This window comes from Mycoplasma sp. CSL7475-4, from assembly GCF_024834065.1.
GTDB lineage: Bacteria > Bacillota_I > Bacilli_A > Mycoplasmatales > Metamycoplasmataceae > Mycoplasmopsis.
This window is the reverse complement of sequence record NZ_JANUYA010000001.1, coordinates 41847-62279: the sequence shown is the minus strand read 5'-3', so window position 1 is coordinate 62279 and position 20433 is coordinate 41847. Positions and strand designations below refer to the sequence as shown.

Sequence of the window (20433 nt, the reverse complement as noted above, 5' to 3'; positions counted from 1 at the left end):
GAGATTTATATGTCAGATAAAAATAAAAAGAAAAAAATAGCACTTGCAACTTTATTGAGCACAGGTATTCCTGCTGCTGCTTTAGCTATAACAATTCCGTTGCTTCATACAAATTCTGATCTTAGGAGACAAGAAGACACAGTTTCATATGAACAGCTTGATAAAGTTACAAAACAAGCTCAAGACTTATTAAAATCAAAAAATGATTTAAGTAAAGAAAGTATTACCGAGTTACAAAAAGCTATTAACTACTCAAAACAATTGAGCGCAGGTAGATTTAATTCAGATAATACTGACTTAAAAGCCTCAATTACCAATATGCTAAATCAAAGAAATAAAATTAGATCGATGATGCCAATGCTATTGTATAAAGACGCAAAAAGTGAAAGCGCCAAAATTAAGGCAACTAAACAATTGAGAAGTATTATAAATCAGTAGATTTACGTAATGAGTTTGATAATCTTTTAGCACAAAATGTCGAGTCAGGTGAATTTTTAAAACAAGTTGAGACAATTATTCAAAAACAAGATAAGATCACTTTCCCAATTGAACTAGATATTAATGTATTTCAATTAGGTAATATTACAAAATTAGATAGATTGCACTTGGGTTCAAAAATTAATGAAATAAGCAATATTAACAAATTTATTTATTCAAGACTTGACCAAGAAATAATTACCAGAGATGCTGTTGATGTTTACCACAAGTTGTTTGATGAAGAAGTATCAAAATTATATTCAAACGAAACAGGCAACAATAAAGATAGTGTTAATAAACTACTATCACAAATTAGAGAAGCAAAAAGACAAGTTGCTTTAACAAGCTTGGAACAATTAAGCAAAGATAAAATTAGCAACGAACTAGATGCTCTAGAATTGTTTGTAAATTCTAATCCAATTGATTTGAATACAACAATCATCAATAACACAAATGATGAAAGCGCCTATGATTTAATTTCAGGCTTTGTTTCATCTATCACTTCAAAAACAGCACAATACTTTAAATCAGATAGTGAAGTGTTGGAATTAGCTAAAAATCTAATAAGCAACCTAAAATCAAAAACCAATGAATTTAAACCATTATTCACAGCAAAACTTAACGAAATTTTGAATAAAGCCCAAAAATATATCGACAATAAAAAATATGATGACATTCAAAATGTTTATTCTAATTTAATCGGAGATATTAATTCAATTACAATTGCTAACAAATTGTATATTTCGGTGTCTTCTCTTTTAGAAAATTCTCATTTAGACAAAAAAGATCAATCATTAATTCAAGCTGATATCAATAAACTTCAATACAATGATTTCTTTACTTTTGTACCTTTATTAAACGAACAAATCGCTAAAATAAATTCGATTAAAACCATCCATGAATTTTTAAAAAATAATTTACAAATTCTTAAATCACAAATTGATTATTCAATCGCTCATGCTGCCGAGTTTTCGACATCACCAGATCTTAAACCAATCCAAGATGTACTAACTCAATTAGCTTCATTTAACACTGATTCATCACCTAATGCTGAATTAGCATCTCATTTCGAAGAAATGTTAAATTTTGAAAGAGTTCACAACAAAAAAGAACTTGCCAATTTATTGACTCAATTACAAGCCGAATTTGCTAAGGGTATGGTTTCACCAGATTTAGTTAACTTGTGAGACTCAGTTAAAAATAAATTTATTGAATATGCTAATAATTATTCAACTTCTACTCGTGAAGAAATGGCTTCATACATCAGCAACGATGGTTTAATAAGCAAAAATGGTGCTGCTCAAAATGCATTTAAAATTCTACAAGATGCTAAATTATCAAACCGTGTAAATTCAATCAAAAATCAAACTGATGAAACACTAAGATTAATTGAAATTGAATTTGGTGATGATGACAACACAGTTAAAGACGAATTAAAAAGAAAAGTAAAAGAAATTGCAGCTAAAGCCAAATTAATTCAACAAGATGATTCACTGAGTGATGATACAAAACATTCGCTACTAGAAAAATTAGAAGCAGAACACCAAATATATAGAAATAAAATAGCAGAAATTAAGTCGTTAGGTGCTGAAAAAGATGCTGCTGATAATATTATTGAAAGTGTAAAAGACAACGATCAAGTAAAAATCTACTTAGCAAAAGAATTGAAAATAATTAAAGATCTAAGACAAAAAGCTATTGATGCATTGAATAATCCTACTGACCCTAATGTAAACTTATCTGAAATTCAATCACAATTAAACGCTGCACTAAAAGACTTCGGCGATAAAAGAAATGAACTTGAAGGTAGAACTGCAGCAGCAGCAATCAATAAATTATTGAATGATGTCTTTTCTATTTACAGAGAACCTGGCGAATCAGAAACTCCAGCCGAATCTAAACTTGCAAAAGCTCTAGCTAAATTACAAGCTCAAACTGAAGCTATTGGTAAAAGCACTGACAAAAACGAACTACAGAAGAAAAATGAACGTCAAAAAGTAGTTAATGAAATGGTTGTATTGCGTGATGCAATCGAGGCTGTTTCAACTCTTGAAGTAGGGACAAAAAACCTTGAATCAGACCATAAACGAGCACTTATTGTTACCGCTGATTTAAGAAAAGAAGCTGATGGAAATCTATTCGGAGATGATGTTGCAGCAAATACTGAGTTCAAAAATGCTGTTGAACACCTAGAAAGTGAAAACGCTAAAACTCAACAAAAAATTGATGAGTTAAAAGATATCATCAATAATCAACTTTACGATGTAATGATTCACAATAAAGCGTGATTAGACCAAAAAAATAGAGAAATTAGCAACTTAAGAAAACAAATTGAGATCAATGTTTCTTTAGCAAAACTTAAAAAAGAACAACTACAATTATCATCAAACCAAATCAAACCAACTGAACTAACTGACAGTTCAGATATTTCGAAAGAACCTTTTGACCTATTAGTTAATGATGTCAAACTGTTCGAACGCTTAAAAGATAAATCTGTTGAAACTGTAAATTCTAAAAATGCTGAAATTAATGAACTAAATTCTCAAATTAACACTAAGAGAGAAGAATTAGAACAATTATGAAAAGATGGCATTAACCTTGTAGACCAAGATGCTATAAAAGAAAACGAAGCCAAAATTAGTGCTTTAGAATCTGAAGTTAAAGGTCTTCAATCTCGTGTTCAAGACGCATATGTTGAAGCTGAGATTAGTGCTAGCTCAACGGCAGTTAAATTAGCTCAAAAACAACCATTATTAGCAAAACTTAAAAAAGCTGCCCTAATTTATGACAAAATTGACAAACAAAAATACCCTGAATTAGCAAGTAATTTATTAGAAGTTATTAAACAAAACCGTGCTGGCTTAGATGATTCTAACGGTACAATTAACACAAAAATTTCTAGAATTGATTCAATGTTACAAAAAATTGAATCTTCAAAAGAAGCTAAAGATGAGATTGTAAAATTACAAAATCTTCAATCTAATCAATTCAAAGGCGACGACAAAGTTCAAAGAGTTATTTTTAATGATTTAGATGCCAAAATAGCAGAGATTATTGCTGAGCAACAATCTGTTTTAAGTGACGTGAACTCAACAAATGCGCAATTAATTCAAGCAAAAAATATAATGAAAATTGCTTTAATTAATTACACTAATCGTAAATCTGACTTGAATAAACAATTTGAAAGTGCAAAAGACGATTTGGCTGAATCATTAAAAGAATTTGAACAACAAGAAAAAGATTCACATTTTACTACATACAATACTAATGAACCACAAAACGGAAGCTATGTACAAAAATTAAAATTAGAGTATGAAAATTTAATTAACAAAACCCCTGATGCAGAAGGTGAACAAAGTAATTTTGATAAAGCTACACTTGACGACTTTAAAAACATTAAAGATAAAATTGAATTAGCATTCAATAAAGACAAATTCAATGATAAAAAAGCAAAACTAGAAGCAAAAATCAATGACTTAAAAGAAAAATTAGCTCAAGATCCAGCATTAACATTAAATGGTGTTGACCCAATTGATAAAATTGAGAAACTAGTTGCAAAATTAAACGAAAATATTAATGATGACACTGCTGATAATAGCGTCAGTGATGTTATTGTGCAAACTGCTAAACTTGAGTCGCTTGAGGCATTGTTAGATGAACAAGCAAAAGTTGCTAAAAAAATTAAAACATTACCTGAAAATGATCCAAACAAATCATTTTTAACACAAGCATACCAAGAGTCAAGTCCATTAGCTGAAAACGAAGAGCCAAGCGTTTCGTCACCAACCTCATACGAAATTGATGCTAAAAGAGTTCAACTTGAACAAAAATATGCTGAAGCAAGTTCGTTTGATGAGTTAAAAGATGAAGAAAAAGCAGAAATTGCTAGTGTTAAAGAACAATTTGCAAATGGAATGAATGGTGTTGACGCTGATGCAAGTGCCAAAACTGCTGTTGATAATTTACTGGATAAATATGTTCAAGATCTTGATAATGTTCAAAGAAGCGATGAAGAACATAAAGGTGATGACAAGAAACAAATTGCAGAAATCGCTGATAAAGTTAGACAAGTTAAAGCTAATATTGCAAATATTGTTGAATTTGCTAAGTTTGTTAAAAAATCTGAACAAGCAACCACAGATATTGATGCAACTACAGGAGAATTATCTGCTGGTGTTGCTGAATTTAAACGAAAACTAGAAGAAAAAATAGTTGAAGCAAAAAGCAAATACACTGATTTTTCAGCTTTCTCTACTTTAAAAGAAGAAATTGATACTTTAATTAGACGTGAAGGCGAATATGCTAAATTAAATACTGATATTACTGCGTTAAAAGCAAAAGTCGAAACTATAACATATAAACTAGGTACAGGAGCAACAACTGATCCTACAACCAAAAAAGAACAATTTAAACAATTTGTTGCAAAATTAATTGAATATGGTGCAAGTAGTCAAATAAAAGATGACTCAATTAAAATTTCGCTATTGAATACTATTGTTTCAAACACTGATTCTTTAATTGATATTCAAAGTGAAAAATTAAATCATTACGAAAAAACTCCTTGAACTTATGACAATGTTCAATATGGTTATGAATCTGATGAAAAAAACATCGGACAAGCAGTTCTAGATTCAGTCCCTGATGTTCCTACGGGCGAGTTCAATTCAACCGAATTATCAAATGGAATTAATCTTTTAAAACAAAATCTAAATTCAGAATATGAAGCAGCCGATAATTTATATAAAGCTAGAGTTATTGCTTTAAACAAAATCAAAGAATTACTCGTTGTTGAACAAGGTCAAATTAATCAAATCCAAAATCCAGGAAATAAATATGATGAACTGACAGAAGATCAAAACATTTTCTTCAAAGAACAATTAACAAAAGTTAAAAATGTTGTCTTGCCAGCAAACATTTCGCAAATTGAAACAATTGAACAAGATACTATTAAAGCACACGATTTATTAAGCTTATATATTGAATTAGCTAATACAGTTGCCGACGCTAAAGCTAAAGTAGCCCAAGTAAATCAAACTAGCGCAAATAAAGCACAAGAATTAACTGATGTAATCCACGACATTACTGAAAAATACGAAGAAATTGATAAAGATTCAGCAACCCAAACTGCCGATAACTATTACTTCAATCAATTAAATAGAGCGGACATTGAACAAAAAAATGAAACATTAACTTCATTGATTGCTAAAGTTGATTTACTTGTTAAATACAATGAAAAAGTAAATGAACTTGAAGGCGAAACATTAGACAGTGACAGTACTGTAAACAATAAGTTAAAAGCTCCACTAAAAGCAATTCTTGCAAGTTTAATTAGTGATTTAGCTAACTATACAACAATCAATATCGATACAATCGACACACTAACCAATAAATACTTATCTGGTGGTGCTAATAGTTTTGACACTGCGTTGGCAAATACTAAGAAATTGAATGCTGCAATCGCAAAAGCAAAATCATTTGACGGTAAAAGTGACAATGATTACTACAACATAGAAACAAGCGAAATGAAAGCGCTTTATGATGATTTACAAACAATATTGGCTAATGCAAACACAAACATTAGACAAACATTTGACTATCCAACACCACACGACGAAGCTAATAAATTACAATCGATTTACAATATTGAAAACGATATTGACGGAATAATTGCAAGAATAAAAGCAGAAAAAGATAAAGAAGTTAAACAAGCTTTATACGAAATCAAAGTTATTGATGATTATCTAAGCGAAACATATACCGGTAGTCAAAGTCCTGAACAACGAGCTTTTAAGGATCTAGCAATTAGAAATAATGCTAACGATTCTGTTGAAACGTTAGCTAATATTAAATCAGTAAACGAAATTTATATCGCTGCAAATACAGAAATAGCAAAACAAAAAGAAGCTATTATTAATTACGAAAAAAATCGCTTAAAAGTGATGTATGAAAGATTAAAACCTTATGTTAACTTCCTAAGTGGAGAAAACTATACAAGTGGTTCAACAACAGGTGTTTTAACACCAGAACAATCAAGTAAAATTTCTAAATATTTAGGTTTAAACCTATTTATCAACGGAATTAAAGACGATTTAAACAGATATACACAAGTTCATGACTCAACCACAAATGATTCTAATTTCATTTTAAGAACAAAAGAATTAAGAAGTCTATACAATGTATTAGAAAACGACTATTCAACAATCAAAACAATCTCTCAAAAATCTATCATTAATCTAAAAAGTGAAATAAATAATTTCAATGAACAATTGAAAGAAGATACTACCGATCACTCGCACTTGTATGAATTAATCAAGAAAATTGCGGATAAAAACGGAAGTTTTCCAACAATTCAAATTCATATATCAGAAGTTAACTCAGCCAACTCAACAATCACAAGTGATTTTAATTCATTAGGTGTTAAAACCTATGAATCAATTGACTATAACCAAGATACTGATTCAAATACACAAAGTGATATTGAAAGAGAATTTGCAACATACGAAGAATCATCAAAAGGTATCCTAAATGCAATTAACAAAATCGATTTATTGATTTATGGAACTAGCGAAAACGATGTTGACGGTTTACAAGGTAATTACAATAAATTTATTGAGAAAAGAACAATGAATGAGATGTTGAAATTAGTTGCTGGCGAAGATTATCGTGAAAATGCACAAACCAACATTCCTTTTGCTGACATTATTTTGACATACGCATCAATTTATAATTCACTAACAGATGCAAACCAATCTTCAGCAAACACTGAATTAGCTAAGAAAAATGATCTATCTATTAATCAAAAACTTTCTGCTTTATTCAGCGTGTATAAACCAAGTGTTTCATTATTAGAATGAATGGAGCAAGAAACAAACAAACAATTCTTCTTTAATTACTTATTAGGAAATGATGAAGCAAAAATTAGAAAAGAAATTTTACCTAACTCAGATGTGTTATTAGAAACTGTAATTGAAAAAGTTAGAGCTGCTGATCCAAATAACGATAAATTAGAATTAGAAGTAACTCAAATTAATGAATTTATGGACCAATTTGATAAATTCATTTTCCTAAAAGATGTTAGCGCGCACGATAACAATTACAAGTTATATAACACAAATAATGTTAAAGTTTTCATTACCAGAACAAACACAACTGATGAATGAGTTCCAACAATTCTTCAAAGTGACACAAGTATTAAGAAAACTAAATTTAATATTAAGGTTAAATATGTTAGACCAACAAGCGGCGAAGAAGCTAACAACTTCTTTAATGATGTTACTGATTTTGAAATCAAATTCAATGATGTTTGAGTAACATTTAATACACTAAAAGCGTTAAGAATATCTAAACACGATATTTATAAAAATGATTCTGCAACAGTTGCCGAAAGTAGAAGCTATTCAAGTAGCAAAGTTCTTTTTGAAGCATCAAAAGCCGGATGAAATAATAAAACATTTAATACTGTATTATTGGGAAGACTATTAAAAGGTGGTCAACAGTACCAAAGTAGAAATAATTTACCTTTTTATAGAGAAGATGTTTCCTTTGATGATGCTCAATGAGATAATGCAATAAAAAATGAAATACAAAAACCAGCGAATGTAAATTCATTAAGTCTAAAACAAATTTTAGATGGTAACTATGATTCAAATACCGATCTTTCCACATCAGGTCCTAATTTAAAATTTAAAATTAAATTTAAAGAGAGTGTTGCTGGATTGTTGGCTGAAATAAATAGCGGAAGCAACGACCACTGAAATATACCGAAAATTGGAAATAAACAATTTATGTACTGAATTCAAAGTTCATCTGACTTAGTTTTACGTGGTACAGATTACACTTCGTATATTCCTTTCTTTGTATCTATTCCAGTAGTATCGGATACAGGTAAGTATGCAGTTCTTTACATTTTTTACGAAACATCAACGACAGTTGACTTCAATTCAAACGTGGATTTTGGATATGCTTACAACAATATCCCAGATGCTTTTGCTAATTGAAGCATTTACTTACCATTGGAGTCTACTGACAACAATTCATTTAATAGTCTAACTGAATCGGCAATAAATTCAAGTCCTGATGTTCAAGGTGTTACAGATACTGAAGCATTAAATGCTATTAAGGCAAATGTATTTGCGCAAAACTTCTTGACTCGTTTCAATGACAAAAGAGCTCAGGCTAGAGATAACTATAGAGGTAGAAGAATTGGACAGTTCAATTACTACGGTCCAGAATTAAATAACGTTATAGACAAGTTTGATATTTATCTAACGCTACACGATAAAAAAGAAGAAGGGAGAAACTAATGAAGAAAAGTAATATTTTATTAACATCAATAGTATTATTAACAGCTGGGTCTTCAGCTTTAACAATTCTTGCTATTAGCTCAAAAGAGTCAAAGATTTCTAATCGTAAAAATGCGATTAGAAGATATGAGGAATTTAATGCTCCGTTCGCTAAATATAAAAATACTTTCAATTTAAACGAGCAAGAATCAAAAGAATTGGATAATGAAACGAACTTAGCAGAATTTACTATTACTAATCCTGATTCAACCACACTTCAAAAATTTATCGCCCTTAATAGAATCGGAAATTATCAATTAGGAATTATTAGCAAATGAGCTAATTCTCAGTTGGATGCTGGTACATTCGACGACAAAATGGATGAGTTTAGACAACTATTGGAAGGTCAAGTTAATAGACTAAGAGAAATTGATTTACGTAGCCAATTTGATAATATTGAATCGATAAATCCTAAATATTCATTTGCAGAATTTTCTAGCCTTTCAAACGATGCTAAAAAAGAATGAATTAAAAAATTCAATACTGAATTTACAAAGAAAATCAATGATCAATATGAGCTAATTAGCGTTCATTTAATGGAACCAAATAATACATTAGATGATAATGTTGTTTCATTGATTCAAAAATACCCTACATTAGCATTGCGTAATGAAGTTATGCAAAATGTATTTCAAATTGAAAATGATCTTCTAGATAGAAGATTTAGAATCAATAATATTGCTATTAATAAAACTTACATTGAAAACAAACTTAAAGACGCAAGTAGTGAAAATACAGAATTTTTAAACAGATATAACGAAGTGTTAACTGAAATGAATAATATTGTAAACTCAAACTTTACAAATGTATTCAATAATATGCTTTCAGTTATTCCAACCAATTATCAATTGACCCAAGATCTTAAAGATGAAATAGCAATATTGAAATCTAACATTAGAAAAGAAAATTCTGCACTAGCAAACCGTGAAATTTTCGATAAATTAGTTAATTTAATTTCAAATGAAAAAATTGTTACTAAGAAAGCGCTAGACAAACATCTTAATTTAAAATCAATATCAAACTATATGTCGTTAAGCGATTATTTCAACAACACAAGTTCGCTTAAAATTCAGGCATCAACAACCACAAATGATTTAAATGACGCATTAGATAACTTAAAAACATTCAATAGTATGTTAGACTCAGCTAACTCAACAAATCAACAAATTATTGATGAATATCTAGCTTTTGTCAAAGCATTCCCAAAAACCAATTTTGAAAAAATTGAACAAAATCTAAAATTTGATAAATCATTCATGAATTTGATAGACACTAAAAAAATACAAGAAATTGATAAAAATGAATTAATTTCAACTGTAACTAATCTAAGAAACTCATTTAACACTTTACGTAATTTAGAGCAAAAATTCAATGTTGCAAAAGAACATTTTGCAAAAATTACTAAACAAGTAACTAATGCGTATCCTAACCCACTACTTACTCAAATTGAACTAGACGAATTCAATAATTTTGTCAAAGAAATCGGCAAGAAAGATATTAATGTAGAAAAATTAGTTAAAGAAGTTAATAATAAAATTGACTCTGTATCTACTTTAATTGAAACTCGTTTTGAATTTAGAGATTTAGCTTCTCAAATCAAAGAAACTATCTTAAATTTAAACGATTATCCTGAACAACTTAAAGCATTGTATCTAAATGGCAATGTTAAACAGTTGGCTACTGATTTGCAAAATAGAATTTTAAGCCTAGACATTTATGCTAATTTAGATAAAGACAAATTAGTTGCGTACAAATACAATGTTCGTGAACAATTGCGTGGTTTACAAAAAATAGAATTAGCATTTCTACGCTCAAAAACTATTGAGCAACTAGCAAAACTAAACAAAAACAAAATCACTGATTTCCAACAACTAGAACAAAGAATTACTGAAATTGCAACTGTTTTACAAAGTGATGATTTAAAACCACTTAATGTTAATTCCGAACTGTTAGAACAAAAATTAAATGAGCTTAATGGCAGAGTTAATAAAGAAGTTTCACTTCAATTTAACCCTATAATTTCAGACAAAATATTAGAGCTGATAAAAGAATATAAATTTATCGTTAACGCATTAGAAACATCGATAGTACAAGATAAAGCAACATTAGAGTTATATAAAGCAATTCAATATACATACGATTCTTTCAACCCTACAAACGACACGAATTATCTACCAACGGAATATCAAATTAACCAATTGAAAAAATTAACATCATCAAACAAATTATTAAGAGAACAAAACCAAAAAACAAATGATTTATTACTTCAAGATGATGCAGTAAATAATGATTCAAATTTATTCAATGATGATTTTCTAAACTCGATAAAGTCGGTTATGGATGTTGCTAAAAATACTCAACAAGATGTTAAACATATTGATGATGTAAGCAAAATTATTGATAAATTAGATAAAACAAGAAAAGAAATTGAATCTGATCCAGATATTAGAAACAATTTCGCAGAAGAATTTAACAAAATTGATGAAATCAGGGCAAAAATTGTCGAAGAATTATCAAATGATGTTATTGATTCTGACAAGATTGAAAAATTATCGGAGCAAGCCACAACACTACTTCATGAAATTAATGAAAAACGTAAAGACGGCTTTTTAAACCAAAAATTAGACAAAATTAAAGAAGCTATTGATAAAGCTTATCCAGAAAGCTCGACACAAAGTCCAGGCGAAGATGGTCTTCGTACAAGATGAAAAGATTTGTATAACCAAGCACAACGTCCAAACTTGACTAAAGAACAAAAAAACGATCTTTTAGCTAAGGCGGATAAACTATCGCAATCAGTTCCATTAGTGAAAAAACTTGAAGAAAAATTAAGAGAGTATGAAAAAGATGCTGAAAAATACAATAGTGATCCAGATAGAAAAACTAGAGTTCCAGAAGCTATTCTAGAGGCTAAATCAGTAAAAGATTCAATTAACGCTCTATTTATTGCAGTCGGTTCAGGTGATGATTTGCCAAGTATTGACAAATTAGATGGTGCATTGCATGAAATATCTAACGAGAAGGCGAAACTTGACTTAGCTTATAATCAAGACAAAATCGAGTCATTGAACGAGAGAATAGTCGCTAAAAAATACACAATTGATAGCCAATCTCCACACGCACTTAAATCTGAATTAAACAAAGCAATCATAAATCTTGATAAATATTCTAAACAAAAAATAGCATCAGATGCCTTGCCAGATACTGTAGACGCTTTAGAGAAACTAAATGCCGAAAATGATCTAATTGATGTTGTTAAGAATGCCATTAATGCCTACGATGAAATAAAAAATGATAAAGATTTAGATGAAACTAATAGTGCAATTGAAGCAAATAAACTTCAAGAAATAATTATGGAAAATATGCCAAACTTAACCGTTGAACCAAAAGATACAGTTGAGGAAATTGCGCGTAAAAAAGCTGCAATAGAAGAAGCAGTTCAAATTGCACAAGCAAAAAACAAATTACGTAAAGTAGTCGTAAATGAATTACCAAAAGTATTAACCGATGCTGAAGAAAACCGTGATTTGTTAAAATCAATTAAAGATAGCGTAAATGAAGCTAAAGCTCAATATCAAAGCATATTAGATTCTGATAATGGAGCATACAGCCCAGAAGCTATTGATGATAAACGTGTAGAACTTGAAAACAAAATTGCTAAATTAATCGAAGAAAAACAAAAATTATTATCAAAATATAACAAAGCAAAAAGTGATTCTGAGGCTATTAGAACAGAATATGACCAAAAGGCATTTATTGGAGACGGGGTTTCTGCTCCTGAGGGGGAAGACTTCAATAACTATAAATTAGCTAGACAAGAATATCTACAAGATTTGCAAAATACCGATAAATCTACACCTAGCACCATTGAAGCTGCTGTATTAGCAATGAAAAAAGCTTACAACAAAGATGTTGTTGAAAACGCAATTGATAAGTACAAAAAATTCGCAAACGACGAAATTAAATCAGTTACAGATGACGAAATCAATACTGTTAAAGAGTTAACTAACGATTTTACCAACTATGTTGACGCTATTTTAAATAGTGCTAACGGTATTGATACTGAAGAACAAGCTCTACAGATTTCAAAACAAACACAAGCAATGAAAAACTATAACGACACTCAAAAAGACGTTGTAGATGCTATTCGAAAATATAAAGAATTAGCAAAAGAAAACCCAGAAGATAACGAAATTACTGAAGGTATTGAACAATTAAAAGCATTGCTTAACAAAAACCTATTCCCAGAAAGTCCTTTTGATGTTGAAACAATAAAATCTAAACATAAAGACTTGATTGCTAAAATCACAAAAATTAAAGAAGAAATCGGGAAAAGAAGTGAAAATAAAGCATTGGCCAACGAGTTGATTGCTCACGCTGACAATTTTTCAAAATTACCTGGTGAATCTAACCCAGATAGAGTTGTAGTTAATGACGCAATTACAGAGATTTTTGGTGAAGCAAAAAACCTAGGCAATTCAGTTGATCCTGAATTTAGAATACTAACTAATAAAATACTAGATGACATTAAAAACACTAATGCTGATACTCTAGATAAAACAACTTTAAGTAAAATTAAAAATAAACTTGATGTAATTGATGAAACTAAAAAATACTCAGATGCACTTGCATTAATGGTAGGTTCAGCTCAAATATTAAAAGAAAATAACTCAGCTAACACATCAAACATTGTTACATCACTTATTTCTAAAGATCTAAATCCATTAATCAAAGAAGCTCAACAGTTATACGCAAATTCAATTTCGCTTGATGAAGATAAAAATCAAGAATCGGTTGATAGAATCAAAAATGCATATATAGAAAAAATTAAAGAGATTCAAGCAGCTAAAACAAGACTAGAACAAGCATTAGAAATTGATAAACTAGTGAAAGATACTATTGCTGAAAGTAATTCGGTAAACTATTTTGATCTAAATGGAGTTAACGGAGAAAGTAACTTACAAAAAGCGAAAAACTGATTGCAAAGTATTTCTAATTCCGCTACTATTGATAGCAATTTAACTACTGAACAAAAAGATGAAAAACTATCTGTTGCCGATGCGATGGCTCAAAAAGCAAAATTATTTATTGCCAAACAAAAAGAGATTTCAGACACTATTGAGCAGTGAAAACAACAAAGAGAAAACCAACCTGACGATTTATACGCTAACACAGTAAAAGATGAACAAAATCTAATTAAAGCAATGTGAGATAACTTGCCACAAGGTAGTGAAAATCTTGACGCCGACCAAATCCAAGTACGTTTAACAAATATCGAGAATGCTTTAACATTGCAAACAAGCAATCGTGCAAAACGCATGGAAACAACCACTCAAATCAAAGAATTTGAAAAGTCTGAATTGTATAGCAATACGACAAAATATCCAAAATTACTAGCAAGCTTAAAAGCAAAAGTCAAAAATCTATATAAAGAAAATTCAAACGCAGATAATGTTACACAAATGGAAGCAGTGCAAACAAAACTTGCAAACTTAAAAGAATTTATAGTTAGTCAAACACTTCTAGCCGAAAAAATTGAAGAAATTAACGCTTATGCTATTTCAATAACTCCTTCTACAAATGACATTGCTGATAAAAAATCATCATTGACTGATGAGATTGAAAGTTCTGAAGATATGTATAATGAAGCAATTCCAACAGCACAGATAATGGAAGAGAAAAAACAAGAAATAGAAAACAAAATAAAATTATTGGAATTACAAAAAGCACGCCTAAATGTTTATGTTTCACTTGGTGTAGTTAAGTCTGAAATTAAAAATGATTCAAACATCAACGCTGATGAGAGAGAATATCTAGAAAGAAAACTAAAACAATTTACAACTAAATTAGAAAGTATTCATTTTGACGAAAATACTGATCCAAGCGAATTTACTGATTTGCAAAATCAATGATTATCAGGTAAAACTGAAGACTCAATTCCTTATGCAATTCAAAATACTAAAGAATTAAGTTCTGCTTATCGTGAAGCACAAAAAGTAAACAATTTAAAACAAACTGGTCTTAGCGAGCAACTTGATTCGGCAGCTGTAAAAAGTGCATTTAGCAAGTTAGGTGAAGCAATTGAACAAGCAGTTGCAATGAATAAAGACGATAATACAACTAACGAAGCTAAGAAATTAAAAATAGCTCAATTACAGTCTTTAACAGAAGATGTTATTGCTAAGAAAAAAGAATCATTAACACAGTTAGCATCAAATGCTGAACAATTGTACAAAGTATTAAACGAACCAACTAACAATGCACAAGACGCTAAATTAGAACATTTTAAAGAAAAAGCAATCGACGATATAAAAAATTGTCAATTGGACGATCAAGCAACAAAAGCAGAATCAATAAATAAAATGAATCAATTGATTCAAGCAGCTCTTGATATTTTCCGTTCACAAGTTGAAAAAGCATATCAAGTACAAAGTGATAAACTAGATAAAAAATTAGAGTTATTGCAATCATATACTGACAACATTTTGATTAATTCAATTTGAAAACAACCTACAGCAGATAAATTTACTGAAATAACTGCTAAAAACAATGAAGTTAACTCATTTACCACATCAAAATCGAATATATCTAATTCCTTAAAACAATATTCAGGTATCGATATTCAAACATCATTTGTTAATGCATACTTGAACAAAAATATTGAACTAATTAAACAATCTCAGGAAGTTGTTGATCAATTTAAAGAATCTATAAACAATGATTTTGATGAATTGCTAACTGAAAACACTGGTAAATTAACTGTTTTAAGCAATATATTTGATAAAGGTCTAGTTACTTCAAGTGTTGGTTCAGAAGAACAAAGTTTATTTAAACAAATTGGTTTTATTGAAACTGAAGCTAACTTTTCTACATTAAAAACTTCATTAGCAAGCTATGTAGCAAAATTACAAACTATTAAATCAAACTCAAACACAGCTGAACTGCAAATCAATATACAAGAAGTAAATAATTTATTAACATCATTTGGTGAATTGATTAGCACTCTTAAAAATGAAGCGGAACAATTATCAGCATCACGTGCTAATTTAAATGAAATATGACAATATCTACTTAAAGCAAATAAAATAGATTCAGCAAACGTGATTTCTACAGCCTACCACAATAAATGAACACCATTTAACGAACAAATTACATCTATAGAAATGCACAGTGCAACTAACTTTATCTCAAACTCTTTTGTTTTTGATAATTTAAACGCAATTGATGGTGTAATAATAGGTGCAAAACCATTTATTGACTATATAAATAATGTTGATTTAAATAACAACTTCAAGAATTTATTACATAATATAAATCCAGAGGTCAAAGATTCAATCATTTTTGAAGACTTTAACAAGAATTTAGATAAAATGACTCAATCTCTAGATCCTCAAGAAGAAAAACTAGATATCACTAACAACGACTCGTTCTTAAGTATGTTCGATAATTTTGGTGATACAAAGATAGATTCTGAGTCAAACTTTAGCCCAATTTACTTCAAGGTTTACTTAGTAAAAGACACCAGTTTGAATAAATGAGTTGTAAAACAATCATCTAATATTAGTGAAAAAGTATACAAAGCGAAATTGAGATATGAATATAGACCAGATAATCTAAATTCATTTAGCAACTATTCAGGCTTTAGTTTTGATGTTGATAGAGAATTAAGATTCAAAACTAAAGATAGTTTATCGCTAGAATCAGGAACAAGTTCTGTATTCTTTAAAAACTATGAAAAAAGCTCACTTGGTTACAATTCAAAACAAGTAATTGGAAATGTTGAAGAATTAGGATGAGATGACGTTACTAATCGTGAACTTGCTAGTGAAAAAGTTCTAGAAACATTTAAAAAAGCTCTTGGAATTGAAGGAAATAAACAACTTGTTCTATATCACACACGTAATAATGACGAAGTTCTAAAACACGTAGGTGTTGTCGAAAATGGTCAATATAGCGAAAGAACACAAGGAAGTGATAATTTCAATATTAATTTCTTATTCCCTCAATTCTACATTTATCAACAATCTACACAAATTAGTGCTGATTCTGAACTACAAGCATTGAATATTTCAGTTCAAGGTAATGAAATTATTATTGACGCAGCTATACCTTCAAACTTATTAGTTGGTCCAGCTAACTATGAAGCTAACGCAAATGCAATTGTGGTTAATGACGGAGTCATTGATGATACTAAATCAATGCCTGATGTTATTCTAAATAGAATTAGAATGGGTGTTGATTTTGACGATGCAACTAAAAATGTGTCACTATTTCTAACACACTTTGAAAGTTTCAACGTAACAAAACAAAGAATATTAAATGATAATTCTATCACACCGACTTTAACATATGAACATGATAATGCACAAGCATATGTGTGATCTAATATTGACTTTGCTAAATACATGGTTCAACACACTGATATCTGAGATAATCACAATTCAGGAAACGAGTCATACCTTGCAAAAGATGTTGATGGTGGTGACGTAAGTAATGATTATGCTGGTTATACTCCAACAAGCACCGATCCAGGTTATAGCAAATATATTATTAAAAATCATCGTGCCGCATATATTTACATTTACACAACAGATACCAACGGCGACAATATCAAAAATACTTCAACAATTAGTGATGATAAAATTGGCAAATTGTCTGTATTGTACAACACAGGTATTGTTGAATTTAACTTTAAAGATTTAAAGAATTAATATAGCAAAGATCATATAAAATAGAGAATAATCTCAAACAAAAAATAGACTCGAAACTTTACGATTCGAGTCTATTTTTTTGTCTTAATTTACTATCAAAAAGTGGGATTTTTATATCAAAAATATTTAAGTCTAATTTGATATTTGTTGTTCAATAAATTCAATTTGTTTTTGGAATGATACGTCGAATATTCGAGCAATAATGTTTTCACTAAAATCTTCGTTTTCTTTTAAATGTGAATATATTAATTCTTTATTGTTTGGGTTGGTATATAAATCAACTAACTGTACTTTTGCTCAGTTGTCAAAATTATATTCGATTCCTGTTCTTTGTTTAAAATCGTTCTTTTTAGTTTCAAGATATGTGTTTAGTTTAGATTTTATTAATTTTAATTCTTCTTCATTTTCTGAAAAAGGAGGTGTTAAATATTTTTCGATGACAAGTTTATTAAATTCTTCCTCACCTTCGCCATCATTTATTAAGAAATAAACAAAATAGTCATAAGGTATCGAACTAACATCTATTGGTGCCCCATTTAGTCCTTTTAAAGTGAATCAATCTGGGTGAATTCTTAAATTATCCTTTTTGAAATTATATTCAACTTTATCTTCAAAAAAATAGATCATGCCAAACATAGCGTCTGTCATTGTTTTTTTACTTCTTCCTCCATAGTGTTCAGGGTAATAATCAATTATTCCATCATGACTATAGTCAAGCTCAAAACTATTTTTTGGAATTGAATATGTTCCTCATTGATCTTGTTCTTGGTATTGACCAACGTGTTCTAGAAAAATTTCATTATACAATCCAACTTTGTCAGTATCTGGTTTTACGCTTGAACCTAATAAATCAGCTAAAGTATACTCGCTTTGGTCAAAATCCAATTCCAATGTCGCTAAAGCTAATCTAAAACGATCATAACGCTCTGATGTCAATCTTCTTAGATTAGATCGAAAAGGAACGTATGGCGGCATTAATGATTGGTATTTATCTCATTTTTCGTTTAAGTATCGTGATATTACATTTTTTAAATATAACGGTGTTGCATTAGCGGGAACAATTTTTCCTTCGCTCATTCCATTTTGAATTACACCATCAAAATATATTTCCTTATTTGTGCCAGGATCTATATATCCAACTTGAATGTCAGGCAATAAGGAAGGGTAGAAAAATGTTTGTTTGAACACTTCTTCCTCTTCTTTCTTGTTGACTGGGGTTTTCATTTCAATTAAATAACCATGACTGTCTTTTTTTTCATAGTCATATCTATTTTGAATTACATTATTTTTTATTTTTGCTAGTTCAGCAGTTCCCAACTGTAATCTAACATATTCCAATCCGGAATTTTTTGCATACGAATATAATTTGCGGTTGTCGCTCATATGCTCATAATGAGAGGAAATAGTACTTATATAATATGGTAGATATTGTGTATCGTGATTTTGCACATCATCTCTGTTTGGATATTTTGAAGCAATACCATTTTTACCATCTAAAATATGTTCAGAAACTGCGCCATATCTATAAGAACTATATTGATCTGACTCTGTGTCAATAACAAATGGTTTAACGTTTCAAAATTTATCTTTTAATTGTCTATAAACATCCTTGAAGCGTTCTACTAAATCCGTCTTTTTTGGATCACTTAAAAATAAAGAGTAGGCAAATTCTTTCATTTCATAAGGACCTCAAAATTTATAACCGTTTACTCACACGTTTCATCTTAAATAAGTTGTGATAAATCTTCATGCATCCTTACCTATTTCTCTATCATAGTTATAATTTTTTAAAGATAAATAAAGTCTTTTAAGAAACACTTTACCATGCGGTGTGAATAGCACTTTATGTTCATTCTCTTTTGAAACTATAAAGTTAAGGTAATCACGTGGAAATCCATCAAAATCTGAGTTCTTAAATGGATTAATGTTGTTTATTAATTCGACCAACGGTTTGACATAGTAATCAATTTCATCTAAATTTTGACTTATTCGTTCATTTTCATAGCTATCTAGTAATCATTGCACTGGTTCTTTAATAGCAATTTTTCCATTATATATTGAATTGTAATTATATAATCCTGAATCGGTTGTTTTACTCAAAAGTTCACCTGTTTTATAAAGAAAATCGACCGCGGACTTTTCACTCAAATCTAAATTAAAATCATCTACCAATGCAGAATTTACTTTTTGCACTAAATTAGAACCTAACGAGTCGAATGCTCCGGCAAAATAAAGAAGGCTAGGCTTTACGTCGGGTAATTTACCCACATTTTTGTCAAAAAAGTCCTCAGTGGGTGCAACATTGATTTTTTTGCCTTCTATTTTTATTTTTTGTATTTTGTTTTTTAATTTTTCCAATTCAGTTTTATCATCGTTTTTGAATTCTTCTTTCAAAGCCTTGATGTTTTTTAATGCATTTTGTTTATATTCATTTTTTTGTTCTTCGCTAATTGACTCAGAGTTTTTGTTAAAAGCGTCGTATTTTTTTTCCGCTATTGCTAGATATTCATTATATTCATTGCTTTTTTGTCTTCTTAGCTTGTCATTAGCTTCTTTTAAATTTTCTATTTTTAAATTTGAATTATTGACAGGTCGATGAATCGAACATGCAGCCACGGCAGCAGTGGTTATAACCCCACCCGAAAATGCTAGAGTATTAGTCAAAATTAAAACTGTTTTTTTCTTCTTCATATGCCTCCATATTAATCTAAAAACTTTTTATAAAGGATTATACAATATTTCAGTATTATTTTACATTAAACTATTATTATGAGCAACTTTCGCACAAATCAATGCAATTTTTGTCTAATAAAATCGTCTGTAAAATGCTATTTTATTCGAACAGATTTTAGAAAATGTAGTTCAGATAAAAAAACAAAATTCAAAATGGATAGGCAGTTAAA

The 20433-nt window shown here is 29.6% G+C and carries 4 protein-coding genes; 3 read left to right on the top strand and 1 reads right to left on the bottom strand.

What is annotated here, in order from left to right; translation table 4 throughout:
- Window positions 1-9 precede the first annotated feature (9 nt).
- The 3 genes from NXS15_RS00185 (at window position 10) to NXS15_RS00175 (ending at window position 17530) form a co-directional block, all read left to right on the top strand.
- Window positions 10-438, top strand: a complete 429-nt coding sequence (locus NXS15_RS00185; protein WP_259289862.1) for a hypothetical protein — start codon at window positions 10-12, stop codon at window positions 436-438.
- Window positions 439-605: 167 nt separating this feature from the next.
- Window positions 606-8780, top strand: coding sequence for a hypothetical protein (locus NXS15_RS00180; protein WP_259289861.1), 8175 nt, complete (start codon window positions 606-608; stop codon window positions 8778-8780).
- Window positions 8780-17530, top strand: coding sequence for a hypothetical protein (locus NXS15_RS00175; RefSeq protein ID WP_259289860.1), 8751 nt, complete (start codon window positions 8780-8782; stop codon window positions 17528-17530). The genes NXS15_RS00180 and NXS15_RS00175 overlap by 1 nt, the downstream gene beginning before the upstream one ends.
- Before the next feature lie 132 nt (window positions 17531-17662).
- On the opposite strand, the gene NXS15_RS00170 is transcribed toward NXS15_RS00175, so the two are convergent.
- Window positions 17663-20221: a hypothetical protein gene (locus tag NXS15_RS00170; protein ID WP_259289859.1), complete on the bottom strand. Its 2559-nt coding sequence runs from the start codon at window positions 20219-20221 to the stop codon at window positions 17663-17665.
- Window positions 20222-20433: the final 212 nt, after the last annotated feature.